Origin of the sequence: Pseudomyxococcus flavus, assembly GCF_050038885.1 — a bacterium.
GTDB lineage: Bacteria > Myxococcota > Myxococcia > Myxococcales > Myxococcaceae > Myxococcus > Myxococcus flavus.
In genome coordinates this window covers 3,326,289-3,341,610 of sequence record NZ_CP143624.1, presented here as the reverse complement: position 1 = coordinate 3,341,610, position 15,322 = coordinate 3,326,289, and the positions used below count along the sequence as shown (strand labels likewise).

15 protein-coding genes are annotated in these 15,322 nt (G+C 67.3%); 1 reads left to right on the top strand and 14 read right to left on the bottom strand.

Features of this window, described 5'->3' with window-relative positions; all coding sequences use genetic code 11:
* Nucleotides 1-151: 151 nt before the first annotated feature.
* Nucleotides 152-1,261, bottom strand: coding sequence for an aldo/keto reductase (locus VZL07_RS14065; RefSeq protein ID WP_426756033.1), 1,110 nt, complete (start codon nt 1,259-1,261; stop codon nt 152-154).
* A 119-nt stretch (nt 1,262-1,380) separates the two neighbouring features.
* On the opposite strand from VZL07_RS14065, the gene VZL07_RS14060 reads away from it, so the two are divergent.
* Nucleotides 1,381-2,274, top strand: a complete 894-nt coding sequence (locus tag VZL07_RS14060) for a LysR family transcriptional regulator (protein WP_426756032.1) — start codon at nt 1,381-1,383, stop codon at nt 2,272-2,274.
* Nucleotides 2,275-2,399: 125 nt separating this feature from the next.
* Here VZL07_RS14060 and VZL07_RS14055 read toward each other — a convergent pair whose 3' ends face one another.
* From VZL07_RS14055 to epsX, 13 genes are all read right to left on the bottom strand, one after another.
* Nucleotides 2,400-3,197 carry an alpha/beta fold hydrolase gene (locus tag VZL07_RS14055; RefSeq protein WP_426756031.1) on the bottom strand — a complete coding sequence of 266 codons (798 nt, stop codon included), beginning with the start codon at nt 3,195-3,197 and terminating at the stop codon, nt 2,400-2,402.
* Between the two features lie 161 nt (nt 3,198-3,358).
* Entirely contained in the window at nt 3,359-5,425 is a 2,067-nt protein-coding gene (locus VZL07_RS14050; protein WP_426756030.1) for a YfbK domain-containing protein, read from the bottom strand.
* 402 nt (nt 5,426-5,827) lie between these two features.
* Nucleotides 5,828-7,921 (bottom strand): YfbK domain-containing protein, encoded by a 2,094-nt coding sequence (locus VZL07_RS14045; RefSeq protein WP_426756029.1) that lies wholly within the window; start codon nt 7,919-7,921, stop codon nt 5,828-5,830.
* Nucleotides 7,918-8,121 carry a hypothetical protein gene (locus VZL07_RS14040; protein ID WP_426756028.1) on the bottom strand — a complete coding sequence of 68 codons (204 nt, stop codon included), beginning with the start codon at nt 8,119-8,121 and terminating at the stop codon, nt 7,918-7,920. Before VZL07_RS14040 ends, VZL07_RS14045 begins: the two co-directional genes overlap by 4 nt.
* A 130-nt stretch (nt 8,122-8,251) precedes the next feature.
* Complete coding sequence (locus VZL07_RS14035; protein WP_426756027.1) at nt 8,252-8,626, bottom strand: DUSAM domain-containing protein; 375 nt, start codon at nt 8,624-8,626, stop codon at nt 8,252-8,254.
* Nucleotides 8,626-9,072 carry a hypothetical protein gene (locus VZL07_RS14030; protein ID WP_426756026.1) on the bottom strand — a complete coding sequence of 149 codons (447 nt, stop codon included), beginning with the start codon at nt 9,070-9,072 and terminating at the stop codon, nt 8,626-8,628. The genes VZL07_RS14035 and VZL07_RS14030 overlap by 1 nt, the downstream gene beginning before the upstream one ends.
* A 294-nt stretch (nt 9,073-9,366) precedes the next feature.
* Nucleotides 9,367-9,993: a carboxypeptidase-like regulatory domain-containing protein gene (locus VZL07_RS14025; RefSeq protein WP_426756025.1), complete on the bottom strand. Its 627-nt coding sequence runs from the start codon at nt 9,991-9,993 to the stop codon at nt 9,367-9,369.
* Between the two features lie 144 nt (nt 9,994-10,137).
* A complete protein-coding gene (locus VZL07_RS14020; protein ID WP_426756024.1) occupies nt 10,138-10,545 on the bottom strand; it encodes a hypothetical protein in 408 nt (135 codons plus the stop codon).
* Nucleotides 10,546-10,657: 112 nt separating this feature from the next.
* Nucleotides 10,658-11,917, bottom strand: coding sequence for an exopolysaccharide biosynthesis GT2 family glycosyltransferase EpsU (epsU, locus tag VZL07_RS14015; RefSeq protein WP_426756023.1), 1,260 nt, complete (start codon nt 11,915-11,917; stop codon nt 10,658-10,660).
* A 15-nt stretch (nt 11,918-11,932) separates the two neighbouring features.
* Nucleotides 11,933-13,453, bottom strand: a complete 1,521-nt coding sequence (gene epsV / locus VZL07_RS14010) for a PCP family exopolysaccharide biosynthesis protein EpsV (RefSeq protein ID WP_426756022.1) — start codon at nt 13,451-13,453, stop codon at nt 11,933-11,935.
* A complete protein-coding gene (epsW, locus tag VZL07_RS14005) occupies nt 13,450-13,854 on the bottom strand; it encodes an exopolysaccharide biosynthesis response regulator EpsW (protein WP_426756021.1) in 405 nt (134 codons plus the stop codon). Before epsW ends, epsV begins: the two co-directional genes overlap by 4 nt.
* A gap of 26 nt (nt 13,855-13,880) precedes the next feature.
* Nucleotides 13,881-14,057 carry a hypothetical protein gene (locus tag VZL07_RS14000; RefSeq protein WP_284663457.1) on the bottom strand — a complete coding sequence of 59 codons (177 nt, stop codon included), beginning with the start codon at nt 14,055-14,057 and terminating at the stop codon, nt 13,881-13,883.
* 11 nt (nt 14,058-14,068) lie between these two features.
* Entirely contained in the window at nt 14,069-15,319 is a 1,251-nt protein-coding gene (gene epsX / locus VZL07_RS13995; RefSeq protein ID WP_426756020.1) for an exopolysaccharide export protein EpsX, read from the bottom strand.
* Nucleotides 15,320-15,322: the final 3 nt, after the last annotated feature.

Here is a 15,322-nt window from a genome sequence, read left to right as displayed (position 1 = left end):
TGGAGCTGCACGCGGTGTCACGGAGGCATGCGCTTGGGCCTGGCGAAGGCGCCTCGGCATGCCGGGGCGAGCTGCAGTTGCAGGTCCTCCCAGACATTTCGCTCTGGCCCGTACGCCGCTCTTGGCGCCTCCGCGAACCTGCGGGCACACGTCATGCCGCGCGCCAACCCTCCACGTGCTTCGCACCGAAGAGCATGTCCGGCGGTAGCTGGAAGATGAAGTACGGGTTGAGCACCGGCGGCTGGCTGGCCTGGTCCAGGCGCCGCTGCTGTTCGGGCGTCAGCGCGACCTTGAGCGAGGCGATGTTCTGCTGCAACTGCTCCACGCGGCTGGCGCCGATCAGCACAGAGGACACACCAGCACGCTGCGCCACCCAGGCCAGGGCGACCTGCGCCATCGAATGCCCGGCCTCGTCGGCCACCGCACGCAGCGCATCGACGATGTCGAAGTTGCGCTCGGTGAACAGCATCCCGCCGAACGGGTTGTCGCCATTCAAGCGTCCATCGCTTTCCTGCTGCTCACCTCCTGAGGCACTGGCATCGCCCGGCAGGCGCGAGGCGCGGTTGGCCTGGGCCAGCATGTCGCGCCCGTACTTGCCGGTCAGCAGGCCACCACCCAGTGGGCTCCATGGCACCAGGCCCAGACCCAGCGCGTTGCCGGCCGGCAGGATGTCCAGCTCCACGCCGCGGTCGATGAGTGAATACTGGTATTGCAGCCCCACCGGTGCCGGCAGGCCGTGTGCCTGCGCCAGCGTCGCCACGCGCGCCACGTACCAGCCTGGCGTGTTGGAGAAGCCGTAATGCAGCAGCTTGCCGGCGCGCACCGCGCTGGTGAGGGTTTGCAGCACTTCTTCCGGTGGGGTTACGCGATCCCACACGTGCATCCAGTACAGATCGATGTAGTCGGTGCGCAGGCGCTTGAGCGAGCCCTCGATGGCCAGCCGGATGTTCTTGGCGCCATTGCCGCCCGCCGTCGGCGTGCCCGGGACGCGCGGAAAGCCCGACTTGGTCGCCACCACCAGCCGGTCGCGCACACCAGCGTCGGCCATGAAGCCGCCCAGCATTTCCTCGCTGCGTCCGGCCGAGTAGATGTCGGCGGTGTCGATGAAATTGCCGCCAGCTTCGACATAGGCATCGAACACGGTGCGCGAAGCGGCCTCGCCAGAGCCCCATCGCTCGGCGCCGAAGGTCATCGTGCCCAGCGCCAGCGGACTCACCAGGAGGCCGGAGCAGCCCAGGCTGCGGTAATGCGTCAGGTCCATATCGGGATTTCCTTTGTGCGTGGTCGCCACAGCAAGGCGACCTTGCGCACAGGCTATGAGCCGCCGTGACGCCTGATTAGCCATTGCTGCCCGCATGGGCTTGTGAGCAGTCTGCAGCAATGGAGCGACGTCAACTCAATGATTTGATGGCCTTCGTCGCCGTGGCTCGTGAGCGCAGCTTCACCCGCGCCGCAGCGACGCTGGGCATGTCACCCTCCGCCCTCAGTCACGCCATGCGTGGGCTGGAAGAGCGTCTGGGCGTGCGGCTGTTGGCCCGCACCACCCGCAGCGTGGCACCTACCGACGCCGGTGAACGCCTGCTGCAATCGCTCGCTCCGGCCCTGGCCGAAATCGAGCACGGCCTCGACGCTCTGGGCGCATGGCGCCAGGCGCTGACCGGCAGCGTGCGCCTCACCACGTTCTCCTCCGCCGCGCAGATGGTGCTGGAACCCAAGCTGCCCGCCTTCCTGCTGGCCAACCCGGGTGTGCAGGTGGAGGTCAACATCGACAACGGCCTGACCGACATCGTCGCCGAAGGCTTCGACGCCGGCATCCGCTTCGGCGAGAGCGTGGAGAAGGACATGGTCGCCGTGCGCGTCGGCCCGGACATGCGCACCATCGTCGTCGGCACGCCGGACTACTTCACCCGCTACCCCAAGCCTGAGACGCCCGCCGACCTGGAGCGTCACGCCTGCATCGGTTATCGAATGAAGAGCAGCGGCGGCCTGCTGCCGTGGGAGTTCGCCCGCGACGGCCGCGAGTTCAACGTCCGCCCGCGCGGCCCGCTGATCGTGGACGAAGTGCCGCTGGCCCTGTCCGCCGTGCGCGCCGGCGCAGGCCTGGGCTATCTGATGGAACACGAAGTGACCGAAGACTTGGCCAGCGGCCGCCTGGTCCAGGTGATGGACGACTGGTGCCCCAGCTTCCCCGGCTATCACCTCTACCATCCCAGCCGGCGGCAGACGCCGCCGGCGCTGCGGGCGTTGATCGATTGGTTGAGGTGGAGAAGCTAAGAGTTCGTTTCACACCCTCCGTCCAGCTCAGCGCAGGAGCACGATGCGGCAACTGGGCTGAAGCAGCGCGAGGTGGAAGTCGGCGCGCCGCTCCTTGAGGACGCGCAGCCGCTTGATTTGAAAGGCTAAGCCAGCTCACGCAAGAACGACGCGACCACCTCTCCCAGTCGTTCGGGTTGATCAAACGGAAGGCCGTGGGCGGCGTCCTGTACCTGTTCGATTCGCACGCGTGGGTTGAGGCTCCGCAGCTCCGTCGCCATCTCGAGCGTGACGACGGGGCTCCTGTCCCCAATGACGAGGAGGATCGGGACGTCAATCGCGCTCACCACGTCGCGATACGCGGGGTTGGGCGGCGTGAGAACGTCGAAGGCGCCCAGGCGGGTTTTCAATCGCGCCTCGGCAAGAAGCTCGACGATTTCGGGCGAGCGACGCGGGTTTCGGGCTCGGGCCTGTGCAACGAGCTCAGATTTGAGCAAGCCGAGGGCTCGGCGGTGTTGATCGGCGACGTCGCTGTCGCGCACCTCGCGCTGGCGCTCGGGACTCAAGAACGTCGGGTCGACCAGGATGACGCCGCGGATGCCTCCCGCCCCTCGACTCGCCGTCACCGCGGCGGTCATGCCGCCCATCGAGTGGCCCAGCAGCACCGGGCGAGAGAGCTCCAGGCCGCGGATGAGACCCACGACATCCTCCGAGTGGTCGTCGTACCGGTAGCCGTGGTGCGGCGCGCTTGAACCGCCGTGCCCTCTGGCGTCGGGCATGACAACGTCGAATTCTCCTTCGAGCACGCGCGCCAAGGGAGTCCAGCAGGCGCCGCTCCCGAGCAATCCATGGAGCAGAACGACGGGAGGGTTGGCACCTCCGGTTCGGAGGTAGTGGATGTCGATGCCGTTCGTTTCGCAGACTCCACTCGTCCAGGTCGTCATGGAGCTGTTTCTGCCTGCCGCAGTTTCGTAAGTGAAGCTCGATATTGGCCGAGCGTTGTAGAGGCGAGGCCAGCTCCCCGCGAGCCAGCTCGTCCAGCCGCTCGCGCCTGGCGGAATTGACCCTGGAAGCATGGGGACCGCACCAGGCGCGAGCGCAGGACTCAGGGCAGGGTGGGCACGCGGTCGAAGTCCATGGTGCTCACCGGGGCGAAAGCCTCGAAGCGGTCCTCGCGGTGGTCCAGGGCACGCGCCTTCTGGATGAGTGCGCCCAGCTCCGCCACGTCCGCGCGATTCTTCAGGGGCTGGCCAATCTCCTCCCACAGCGAGGACAAGGCGTCATAGGTCAGCGGGCGCACCCAGTAGGAGCCACGCAGCTTCTCTGCGAAGGCGGCGGCCACGTAGGACAGCCGCGTGGGTGGTGCGGCACGTCCGTAGGCGGGGCGCAGGACCGCGGAGGGCAGCGGCTTTTCGATGAGAAACGAAAACCTCCCGAGCGGCGGCGTGTAGCGAATGCGCAACGTGCCGAAGAAGGAGGCGAAATCGGTCAGCTTCACTTCATAGAGCGCGGTGACGGCATGGTCCGAGCCCACCAGACCCGTGGCCACGCGGTCGTCGGTGAACTGCTCCTGGGTGAGCATGCGGTTCTCGTAGCCGAGCAGCCGGTAGTGGGACACGACCGCCGGGTCGAACTCCAGCTGGAGCTTCACGTCCTTGGCCACCACTTGGAGCGAATCGATGAGGTCGCGCGTAAAGAAGCGATGGGCTTCGTCGAGCCGGTCCACGTAGGCGTAGTGGCCCTTGCCCACGTGGGACAGGCGTTCCATCAGGACGTCATTGGAGTTGCCGATGCCGAAGCCGACGGTGGTCAGGGTGATACCCTCCGCAGCGCGCTCACGGATGTGCGCCCAGATGCTGTCCTCGTCGGTGATATCGGTGTTGTCCACGCCGTCCGAGCAGAGGATGACGCGGTTGATGCCGCCTTTCAGCAGGCGCGAGGCTGCGAGCGAATAGCCCAGCGTCAGGCCCGCCTGAACGTTGGTTTTTCCCTCGGTGCGCAGGCTGTAGATGGCATCGCGCAGGTAGTGCTTGTACGTCACGTTCGTGGGCTCGAGCACGGTGCGCGCGGAGGAACCGTACACGACGATGGATACCCGGTCGTTCGGGCCCAGCTCGTTTGCGAGCAGGGACAACGTTCGCTTCACCAGGTCCAACCGGTTCTCCTGGCCCATGGAGTCGGATACGTCGATGACGAAGACGAGGTTGCTCCGTAGGCGCTCCGAGCGGCCAAATTCCCGGGCTTTCACGCCGATGCGGAGCACGTGGTAGCCCTTGCGCACGGGCGACGGAAAGCCCTCCATGTGGACACTGAAGGGTTCAGTGCCCTGATTCGTGTAGCCGTAGTCGAATGTGTTGACGAACTCCTCCACGCGGACAGCTTGTTCGTTGGGGAGCCTTCCGCGTTCCAGGTAGGTCCGCGTCAGCGAGTACGACGCGGAATCGATATCGATGGGGAAGTTGGAGAAGCGCTCCTCCTTCGTGTTGATGGTGGGATTGACGCCATACCCCTGGAAGTACATGTGGAAGGGAGAGACCTCAGTCTTCGGGTGGGAGGGCTCCGCAACGCTGGGGACGTTTCGAGGCGCACTGGGCGGCGTGGGAACGGGCTTCGACGGCAGGATGGAAGCCGGCGGACCGTTGATGTTCACCCCGTCGCTGTCCAGTTCGGCCGGGTCTCTCTCTTCAAGTGAGCGGGAGGCTCGGGTCTGTCCGCTTGTCCGGGCGACGGTGATTCGCTTGAGGAAGCCCTGGTCGACATTCACGCCCGAGGTCGTGGCGTTCGTGTCGATGCGCGGAGGCAGGCCCGTGCGCAACGTCGAGCTGCCCATCTTCGTGGGGAGCATCTTCACGCTGACGCGGAGCGTGTGCCGCGTGCGGAGCGGGATGGCGGAGCGTTCATAGGTTTCGTACCGCTCCCTCTCGTAACGGAGCGTGTACTCACCAGTGGGCAGGTTGGAGATGCGGTAGTGGCCCTTCGCGTCAGTCGCGACGATCTGCTCGCCTTTGAGACTGGGCGAGGTCGCCGTCACGATGACGTCGGCAATGGGCTTCTGGGTCGTCACATCCACCACCACGCCGATGAAGGTGCCGTAGTGGCCTTCCTGGGCTATCGCAGGGGCGGTGAACAGCAGCAGGAAGACGCACGACACACTGCGCGCAACGGGATGCATCGCGAATCACCGCCCAGGAACGAGAGGTGCGCATGTTCCAGAAGCCGCTCTCCGCGAACGTCATGCGGGGCTCGCGTCTTCATCACGGTTTCCGCATGAGATGCGCCCCAATCGATGACCTACGAAGCGCCTTGCAGCAGCTAAGCCAGCTCACGCAAGAATGACGCGACCACCACTCCCAGTCGCTCGGGTTGCTCAGGTAGTGGATGTTGATGCCGTTCGTTTCGCAGACTCCACTCGTCCAGGTCGTCGTCATGGAACTGTTCCTGCCTGCCGCAGCTCCGTAAGTGAAGCTCGATATTGGCCGAGCGTTGTAGGGGCGAGGCCAGCTCGTCCAGCCGCTCGCGCCTGGCGGAATCGACCCTGGAAGCATGGGGACCGCACCAGGCGCGAGCGCAGGACTCAGGGCAGGGTGGGCACGCGGTCGAAGTCCATGGTGCTCACCGGGGCGAAAGCCTCGAAGCGGTCCTCGCGGTGGTCCAGGGCACGCGCCTTCTGGATGAGTGCGCCCAGCTCCGCCACGTCCGCGCGATTCTTCAGGGGCTGGCCAATCTCCTCCCACAGCGAGGACAAGGCGTCATAGGTCAGCGGGCGCACCCAGTAGGAGCCACGCAGCTTCTCTGCGAAGGCGGCGGCCACGTAGGACAGCCGCGTGGGCGGTGCGGCACGGCCATAGGCGGGGCGCAGGACCGCGTAGGGCAGCGGCTTCTCGATGAGCTTGGAGCTTCCGCCCTCCGGCGCCTTGTAGCGGATGCGCAGCGTGCCGAAGGAGGCGGAGGGCTCGGTCAGCTTCACCTCATAGAGCGCGGTGACGGCATGGCCCGAGCCCACCTCGCCCGCATCCACGCGGTCATCGGCGAACTGCTCCTGGGTGAGCATGCGGTTCTCGTAGCCGAGCAGCCGGTAGTGGGACACGGCCTTCGGGTTGAACTCCAGCTGGAGCTTCACGTCCTTGGCCACCACCTGGAGCGTGCCGGTGAGGTCACGCACGAAGAGGCGTTGGGCCTCTTCGATGCGGTCCACGTAGGCGTAGTGGCCCTCGCCGATGTGGGACAGGCGTTCCATCAGCACGTCGTTGTAGTTGCCCATGCCGAAGCCGATGGTGGACAGGGTGATGCCCTTCGCGGCGTGCTCACGGATGCGAGCCCAGATGCTGTCCGCGTCGGTAATCCCGGTGTTGGCCACGCCGTCCGAGCAGAGGATGACGCGGTTGATGCCGCCTTTCAGCAGGCGCGAGGCCGCGAGCGAATAGCCCAGCTCCAGGCCCGCCTGCGCGTTGGTGGAGCCCTCGCTGTGCAGGCCGTCGATGATCGCGTGCAGGATGTGCTTGTGCACGGCGCTCGTGGGCTCCAGCACCGTGCGCGCGGAGGAGCCGTACACGACGATGGACACGAGGTCGCGCTCGTCCAGCTCGTTCACGAGCAGGTGGAGTGAGCGCTTCACCAATCCCAGCCGGCTCTCCAGGTTCATGGAGCCGGACACGTCGATGACGAAGACGAGGTTGCTCGGCTTGCGCTGGGGACGGCTGACCTCCCGGGCTTTCACGCCGATGTGGACCACGTGGTAGCCCTTGCGCACCGGCGACGGAAAGCCCTCCACCTGAACGCTGAAGGGTTCAGCGCCCTTTGGCGTGTAGCCGTAGTCGAAGGTGTTGACGAACTCCTCGACGCGGACGGCCCGCTCGTCGGGCAGGCTCCCGCGCTCCAGGTAGGCCCGCGTCAGCGTGTACGACGCGGAATCCGTGTCGACGGAGAACGTGGAGAAGCGCTCCTCCTCCGTGTTGACGGTGGGGTTGACGCCATACCCCTGGAAGTACATGTGGAAGGGAGAGACCGGCGCGGGCGTCGCGGCGGGCTCGGAGGGCTCGACGACACTGAGCACGAGCTGAGGCGCGCTCGGAGGCTTCGATGGCGCCGGACGCCCCGCTGTCAGTGAGGGCAGGATGGAGGCTGGCGGACCGTTGATGGACACACCGAGAGTGTCGTGCTGGGCGCCAGGCGCGAGCTCGGCCAGGCTCTCGTAGGAGCGGGAAGCGCCGCCCTTACCACCCGGACGCGCAACGGCGATGCGCTTGATGAACTCCTGGTCGACGTTTACGCCCATGGTCGTGGAGCCCACGTCGATGGTCGGAGGCGCGCCGACGATCTCCACCACCTCGCCCATCGACGTGGGGAGGAGCTCCACGTTGATTCGAGTCGTCCGGTTGAGCCGTAGCTGGATCGCTGAGCGCGTGTAGGGCTTGAATCCTTCCTTCTCGAACGTCAGGGTGTAATCGCCCGGTGGGAGCTGCGGGATGCGGTAGTTTCCCTGGGCATCTGTTGCCGCGGTCTGAGTGCCCTGGAGGTTGGGCGAGCTCGCGGTCACGATGACGTCCGGAAGCGACTTCCGGGACGACGCGTCAATCACCGTACCCACGAGGACGCTACTCTGTGCCCACGCGGGTAGGGTGAACAGCAGCAGGAAGACGCACAGCACACTGCGTGCGAAGGAATTCATCGCGAGTCACCTCCGAAGAACGAGAGGTGCGCATGTTCCAGAAGCTGCTCCCCGCGAGCGTCATGCGGAGCTCGCGTCTTCATCACGGTTCCATCATCCGACGCGCGTCGCACGGACGGCGCTTGAGCGTTGTCGTCGGAGATGACGTGCAGGAGGTATGCCCGGTGGAGCTTGCGCCGTCTCTCGGTGAGCACGGCCATTCGCGTTGCCTCCTCCTCCCAAGTCGCATCGGCTACCCGCGCCGCGTGCGACAGGGTGGCGCCGCCCAGAGGTGGTGACGGCGGCACCTGAGCACGGAGGGGCGCCGTGTCAGTCGCGCCCCCGTCGTCGTTACGGCTCGTCTTCGAGGTCTTCGAGCTGCCCGGCTGCGACGTCCCGGTAGAAGGGCACCACTTCTTCGGCGAGCACAGTCCGCATTTCTTGGCGGGCGCTGTCGAAGTCACCCGCGCGTTTGTGCTGGTACATGCGGTGAAGCGCTCGCATCAAGCGCCAGGAGCCATCCTTGATTCGGCGCATGGCTTCTCGCAGAAGTTCCGTCGCGCCCGCTTCGGTCTGTAGCGCGGCGTCTGCGTCGCTGATGGCAACCTCTCGAGCGGTGCGCCTGAGCAAGCTCCGCACGTCATCCGTCAGCTCCAGCGGGATGCCTTGATTCAACACTTGATGTGCGAGGGCGCGCACCGGGTCCCAATCGGGGCTGTCGTCCATTACTTCCTCCGCGTCTTTCTTCCGGGCTTGCACATCGACACGGGCCACTCTTCTTGGGCCTCGCAGCGGCGCAGACACTCATAGCAAGGTCCCGTCCATCCAGGCTCCGTCTTGCAGTCGCCGTAGAACCGGATGCACTCGCGCCGCCATTCGGGAAGGTCCTCGTTATGAGCGTCGTCCCAGATAGCGGGTGCCTCTTCTTCCTTGGCGGCCTCGTCCATGGCCGTCTTGACGCCCGCCATGTACATGGCGGCCTCGCTCGCCGTGAGACCACACGCCTCGGGAGCGCCTGGGTTGCGCTGGATGCAGCACGACACGGTGTCAGCGCAGGTCGCTAGCGCGTACGCGTTGCGACGGCTGGCGGTGCCGGAGGCGCTGCTGGAGCAACCCAGCGCGAGGGTGGCGAAGAGGCACATCAGGGAGGTTTTGGTGTTCCGTTCTCGCATGTTGGACCGGAAAAGCACGGCCTCGCTTCATGCGTCTATCACCCTGGATGGGTAGTCGGCAGGGGTAGCACGCCCCTTTGATTGCTACGTAGCGCAGTGGGTGGCACGGCGTCCGCATTGTCGGACACCAGCGGTCAATACCGCTCTGAGGCGTGCCCAGGGACGCCCCGCCGCGCGCTCGCCATACTCGGTGCGGGAGCTCTTGCTTCTTGAGGCGTCCTAGGGATGTTGGGCTGCACTCTGAATACCTACCAGCGCTGGTGTCATGGCGCGCCTGGTCGCGCGGACGATGAGTCAAAGCGTAGGCGGTGGCACCGGGAAGGGCCTCGAGAAGCCCAGGGGGCGCGAGGGCAGAATCGAGGAGGGTGAGCCGTTGAGGGACACATGGGGCTCGGGACATTTGGGACCGGAATGCTCGAAGGGAATGGACGCGCCGGTCCTGTCACATGGATCGAAAGGGACAGCGATGCGCTTGAGGAACTCCTGGTCGACGTTCACGCAGACGGTCGAGGCGCCCACGTCGACGGCCGGAGGGGAGCTGCGGACACGTACCGGCTCCTCGGGCGCGGCGGCAAGGAGTTCCACATCGACGCCGATGATCCGGTTGAGAGGCAGTTGAATGGCCGAGCGTGTGTAGGCCTCGAACCCTTCCTTCTCGAACGTCAGGGTGTACTCACCCGGTGGGAGCTGCGGGAGGTAGTAGCTCCCCTCTGCATCCGTCGAGACCATCAACTCCCCCTGAAGGCTGGGGGAGCGCGCGGTCACGATGACATCGGCGATGGGACGGCGCTGATGCGCGTTGCGCACCACGCCGATGAGGGTGCTGGTGTTCGGGTGGTCGCAGGCATCGGATTGAGCCAGGACGGGAAGGGCGAACAGCAGCAGGAGGAGGCCCAGCGCACTGCGTGAGAAGGAATGCATCGCGAGTCACCTCCGAAGAACGAGAGGTGTGCATGTTCCAGAAGCTGCTCCCCGCGAGCGTCATGCAGAGCTCGCGTCTTCATCACGGTTCCATCATCAAGTGCTGGTGAGGAACAGTCGCGATACGGCGTGCCCTCCGGGACGTCAATTCAAGGGCTCATCGCCGCAGGCGATGGGCACGCCCTGCCAATCTACCCGAAGGAGGGGCTTATCCGGCGTCAAAGCCCAGTCGATGAGGCGGCGAACGAAACCCGGGCCCACCGCTGTGGAGTCCCAGTCGGGAGTTCTCACTCGAATCCAGCAACCGCCTGCGTCCGGTAGGCCCGGAAACTCCCTGCCAATGATGGCCAGGAGTCCCTGCCCGGCGGCCTGCTCCAACGCATATTGGACGTTGAACCCGCTGTCTTCCGAGATGACGTGCAGGACATTTCCCGGACCGTCAGCCGGAGCGACCCACCACAGAATGAGGCGGTCCTCCCGGTGGAGCTTGCGGCGGCCCTTGGAGCGCACTGCCATCAGCGTCGCCTCCCATGTCCCAATCTGGCTGACCACGGCGCGCCGTTCCCACGCACGAAACTAAAGTCCAATTTGAGTTTCGTGCAAGCCGCCACGCCCACCTGCACGAAACTCAAGTCCAACTTGAGTTCCGTGCGTCCAGCGTCCGCTACCGGTTCTCCCCCTCACGCGTCGTGCGCACCCACTCGCCGCGCTTCTCCGCGCCGGGGCCGCGCAGCATGAGCCACACCTTCCACACCACGTAGACAGGCGCCCAGGCCAGGTCCAGCAGCCCCCGGGCCCCCACGCCGGACACCCACCAGCCGCGCAGGACATAGGCCCCCAGGCTCGCCAGGCTGAAGCCCGCCACGCCCAGTGACCACGGCACGGGAGCACCGGAGACCCCGGCGAACACCCCGGCCAGCACCGCGCAGCCCACCGCCGCCAGCACCAGCTGGCTCAGCGGCGGCACCAGCACGTCCATGGCCAGGTCCAGCAGCGTGCCGTCCCTCTTCCGCAGGCCCTCCTTCAGGAGCGGCCACCCGTGCAGCTTGCGCATCTGCGCGCGCCCGCCCTCCCAGCGCTGGCGCTGCGAGCGGCTCTGCTTCTCCCCGGACACCATCTCTCCCAGCACCTCCGCCTCCCAGACGTAGTGGACGCGGAAGCCGCTCTGGGCCAGGCGGATGCCGTACTCCAGGTCCTCCACCACGCTGAAGGCGTCATGCGGCACCTGGGTCAGCGCATGGTGCGTGAAGCACATGCCGTTGCCACGCAGGCCGCACGACACGCCCAGCGCCTCCCGTCCCTGCGAGCGCACCTTGTGGAACATGCCCAGGGCAATGGTCATCAGCCGCGTGCGCCAGGACGCCGTGGGGTTCATCACCCCGTAGTGCGCCTGCATGGCGTGCGCCCGCTCGGCCTGGCCTTTGACCCCATCGGCCTCCGGCGCCTCGACGCCCTCGATGCGTTTGGCGAAGGCGGTCAGCAGGTTGGGCGACACCACCGTGTCCGCGTCCACCACCACCACCGCCTCGGCGAAGCCATCCTTCTGGCTGAACTCGAAGGCATGCGCCAGCGCGTAGCCCTTGCCCCGCTTCGTCGTGTCCTGGCGCTCCAGCACCAGCGCGCCCGCCTCGCGCGCCTTCTGCGCCGTCGCGTCGGAGCAGTTGTCCGCCACCACGATGATGCGCCGCAGCTGCGCCGGGTAGTCCACCGCGGACAGGTTCGCCACCGTCCGGGCGATGCCCAGCTCCTCGTTGTGCGCGGGGATGATGATGTCGAACGTCCGAGGCCCGATGCGCGTCGTCGGCGGCTGGGGCCGATAGGAGAACAGCGTGAGGCTCAGCAGGTAGCCACACGCCACCGCCACGGGAAGCTGCACCACGCACAGCGCCACGTCCAGCCACGTCCACGATGTCACGACATGCACCCCCGAGCGCGCTGTTCAGCGACGCTCCAGCTCCGCCAGCACCGGTAGCTTCAGAATCCGCTCGACCTGCCACTTCTCCAGGATGCGCCGGCGGATGATGTCCAGCGCCAGCGCCGCGAAGATGCCCATGCCGATGCCGCCCACCACGCCCGCGGCGACGATGAGCTGCACCTTCGGCTTGGACGGCCGCTCCGGGAAGGTGGGCGGCGACAGCACGCTGAAGCGGTGCTTCATGGACGCGCGGGAAATCTCCAGCTCCGTGCGCGCCTGGTCCAGCCGCCGCATCTTCTCCTGGTGCCGCATCACCAGCATGCGCACCTTGTCCGCCGCCACCGACACCTCCGGGTCATCCGAGGTGGCCGGCCCGCCGAACGTCGCGCCGCCCAGCGTGGGCGTCGCCAGCCCGGACTCCAGCTCCGCCGGGTCGCCGCCGTTGCGCACGTACTCGTTCATGAGCTCCGTCATCTCCGAGCGCAGCGCGATGAGCTGCGGCGAGTCCTCCTGGAGCGCGGAGATGCGCTGCTCCAGGTCGGTGATGATGGGGTGCTGCGGCGAGTAGATGACGCGCTGCTCGGACAGCTGGTTGCGCAGCTCCGTCAGCCGGCGCGCGCGGAAGTCCTCCACGTCGCCAATGGCGCGGCGCTTCGTCTGAATCATGAAGCGCATCTGCGCCAGCAGGTGGTCGGTGTTGATGCCCAGCGCGGCGTTGGCGGCGGTCGCGGGGCCTCCTCGGCGCCCCTGCTTCGCCTCCTCCTTCTTCCGCCGGGCCTCCACGCGCTTCACGATGGCGTTGAGCTGGGCAATCGCCTGCTGGATGCCCTCGGCCTCCTCCACCACCTGCTTCTCCAGGATGGTGATGGCCTCCTGCACCGCGCCCATCTCCGCCGCCTGCCGCGTGTCGAGGAAGTTCTGCTGCGCGGCCTCGACGATGTTGAGCGCCAGCTGCGGGTCGCTCCACTCCACGCCGATGGAGACGGTGCCCGTGCCGCCCTCCACGCCGACAATCATCGCCTGCTCGAGCATGGCGGTGAGCGCGTCGCGCTTGTCCTCGTCCGACATGGGCTTGGGCGGCCGGCGCAGCACCAACTCCTTGAGCCGGCTCAGCGGGGAGCGCTGCAGCTCCCAGTACTCCACCAGCTTCGCCTTCGCGATGATGGACTTGAGGTTGTCGTGCTTCATCACCATCTCCCACGCGGCGCGCGTGGGCTGGTCCGCGTCCACGGGGATGGAGCGCCCCGGGTTGGCCAGCGAGGAGATGATGAAGTTGCGCTGCGTCAGCATCCGCGTCTCCACGCGGTACTTGCGCGGCAGGATTTTGCTGACGCCCATGGCCAGCGCGGACACCGTGCCCATCACCACCAGGGCGAGGAACCAGTGCCGCACCACCGCGTTCTTCAAATAGAAGACCGCGTCGATGGCGAATCCCCAGTCGATGAGGTCCGCCGGCGCGTTCGTCTCCGGACGCTCCGGAGTGAAGGCGGGCGGCGGCATCGGCGGAGGGCGCGGCCCGGGAGCCCCGGGCGCGGGGACTGTCACGGCGTCCTCCTCGCCGCGCTGCTCTTGAGGAGCGACTGCACCCGCCGGGTGAACTCCTCCTGCGTGAAGGGCTTGCCCAGGTAGCCGTTGGCGCCCGCCTCCTCGGCGTGGGCCTTGTCCTCGGGCAGGTCGCGCGCGCTCACCACCAGCACCGGCACGTCCGCCATCGTGGGCGTGCGGCGGATGTGCTCGCAGAGGTCATAGCCGGAGATGTCCGGCAGCGTCAGGTCCAGGCACACCAGGGCCGGACGCGACGCGGTCTCCAGGTGCTTGAGCGCGGCGCGCCCGCTGGGCAGCTCCACCACCTCCTTGAACCCCATGTCCCGCAGGTAGTCGCCCAGCATCTTCCGGAAGAAGGGGGCGTCCTCCACCAGGAGGACCGTGTGCAGGTCGGACTCCATCCGTCGTCAACCTTTCTGAAACTCGCTCAGCCGAATCCGAGCCTTGGCACCCAGACGAGGACGCCGTACGTGTATGCCGCGTTGAAGAGGACGAACCAGAGGATGGCCTTCTTCAGCCCCCGCACGGGATGCGGATCCCTCGCCGCCTTGGCTGGCAGGGCGATGGTGAGGATGAGGACGGACATCAAGATGAGCTTCGCCATGTCGCCAGCCCTCAGAGAATACCAGTTTGTCGCACGGACAGGCCCAGCGTTGCCGCCCAGGTCAGCCGGGCCGCTGGCAGCTCGGGCGAGCGGCTCCACGTCCCGCGGAGGTCGGTATCCACGGACACCCAGCGTGTGAGAATCCAGGAACCGGTGAAGCCTCCGGAAAGGATGCTGTCCCCACTGCTCCCGCCCACGGCCGTGGCACCGCCGCCAATGGCGGACACCCGCACGCGGGGTCCCAGCGCCCACGTCCCCGTCAACGTCAGGTCCGCCCGGGGGTAGACGCGCGCCGTCAGCCGGTCCGTGAAGGGGACGAGCCGCAGGTCCACCCGGCCGTTGAAGTCCGCGGTGCGCGAGGGAATCCGGTGGCTCACCCCCAGATTGAGGTTGGGGAGCAGCTCCGTCCGGGGCCCGTCCAGCGGGCCGGGCTCGGGCTCGCCGTCCTCCGGTGGCACGGGGATGGAGCGCACCACGCTCAGGCCCGCGCCGGCCTCCAGGGAGGTGCGCCTGTCCACCCGCTGACCCCAGGCCTCCGTCAGCGTGAGGATGGTGTTGTTCGCCCCGGTGGAGAAGCGCGCATGGGAGAAGGCCGCGGAGGTGGTGATGGCGCTCAGGGGGGAGAGCGCGTGGCTCAGCGACGCGTCCGCGCGCGGGCCGTACTGGAGGGGGACCGCCTCGCGGGCGGGGCCATCCATGCCGCCGCTGATGGAGAAGCCGCCGGAGCCGGTGAGGTTCCACCGTCGCCCCAGCCAGCCGGTGTCCACCGTCAGCGTGGTGGCGGAGGAGAGGAAGTAGACGGTGTCCGCCTGGGGCAGCGGCTGCAGGGGGCCGCCGCTACCGGGAGGCCGCAGCGGGCCGTCCGGGTCCGAGCCCGGGGTGCCGCCGGGCAGGGAGGACAGGTCCGTGGTGAGCAGGTTGACGCTGCCCAGCACCAGCTCCTCCGTCAGGCGCAGGGACAGGCCGCGCTCGGGGCGCCAGATGCCGGCCAGGCGGCCGGTGTGCTGGAGCTCGGTGCGGGCGCGGGCGGTGACCTCCCGCAGGCTGATGCGCGGGGCGTACTCCACCTGGAGCGCGGTGTTGCCATCGCGAATCTCCAGGCCCAGCAGGGGGGTGACGTCCGTGTCGCCCGCGACGCGCGGGGCGTCCGCCGCCGGGTCCTCGTTGGAGCGCAGGCGCGAGTCGACGCGCGCGCCCGCCGAGTAGCTGACGGAGGCGGAGGACACCTCCAGCCACGCGACGGTGAGGACCGTCCCCAGCACGGG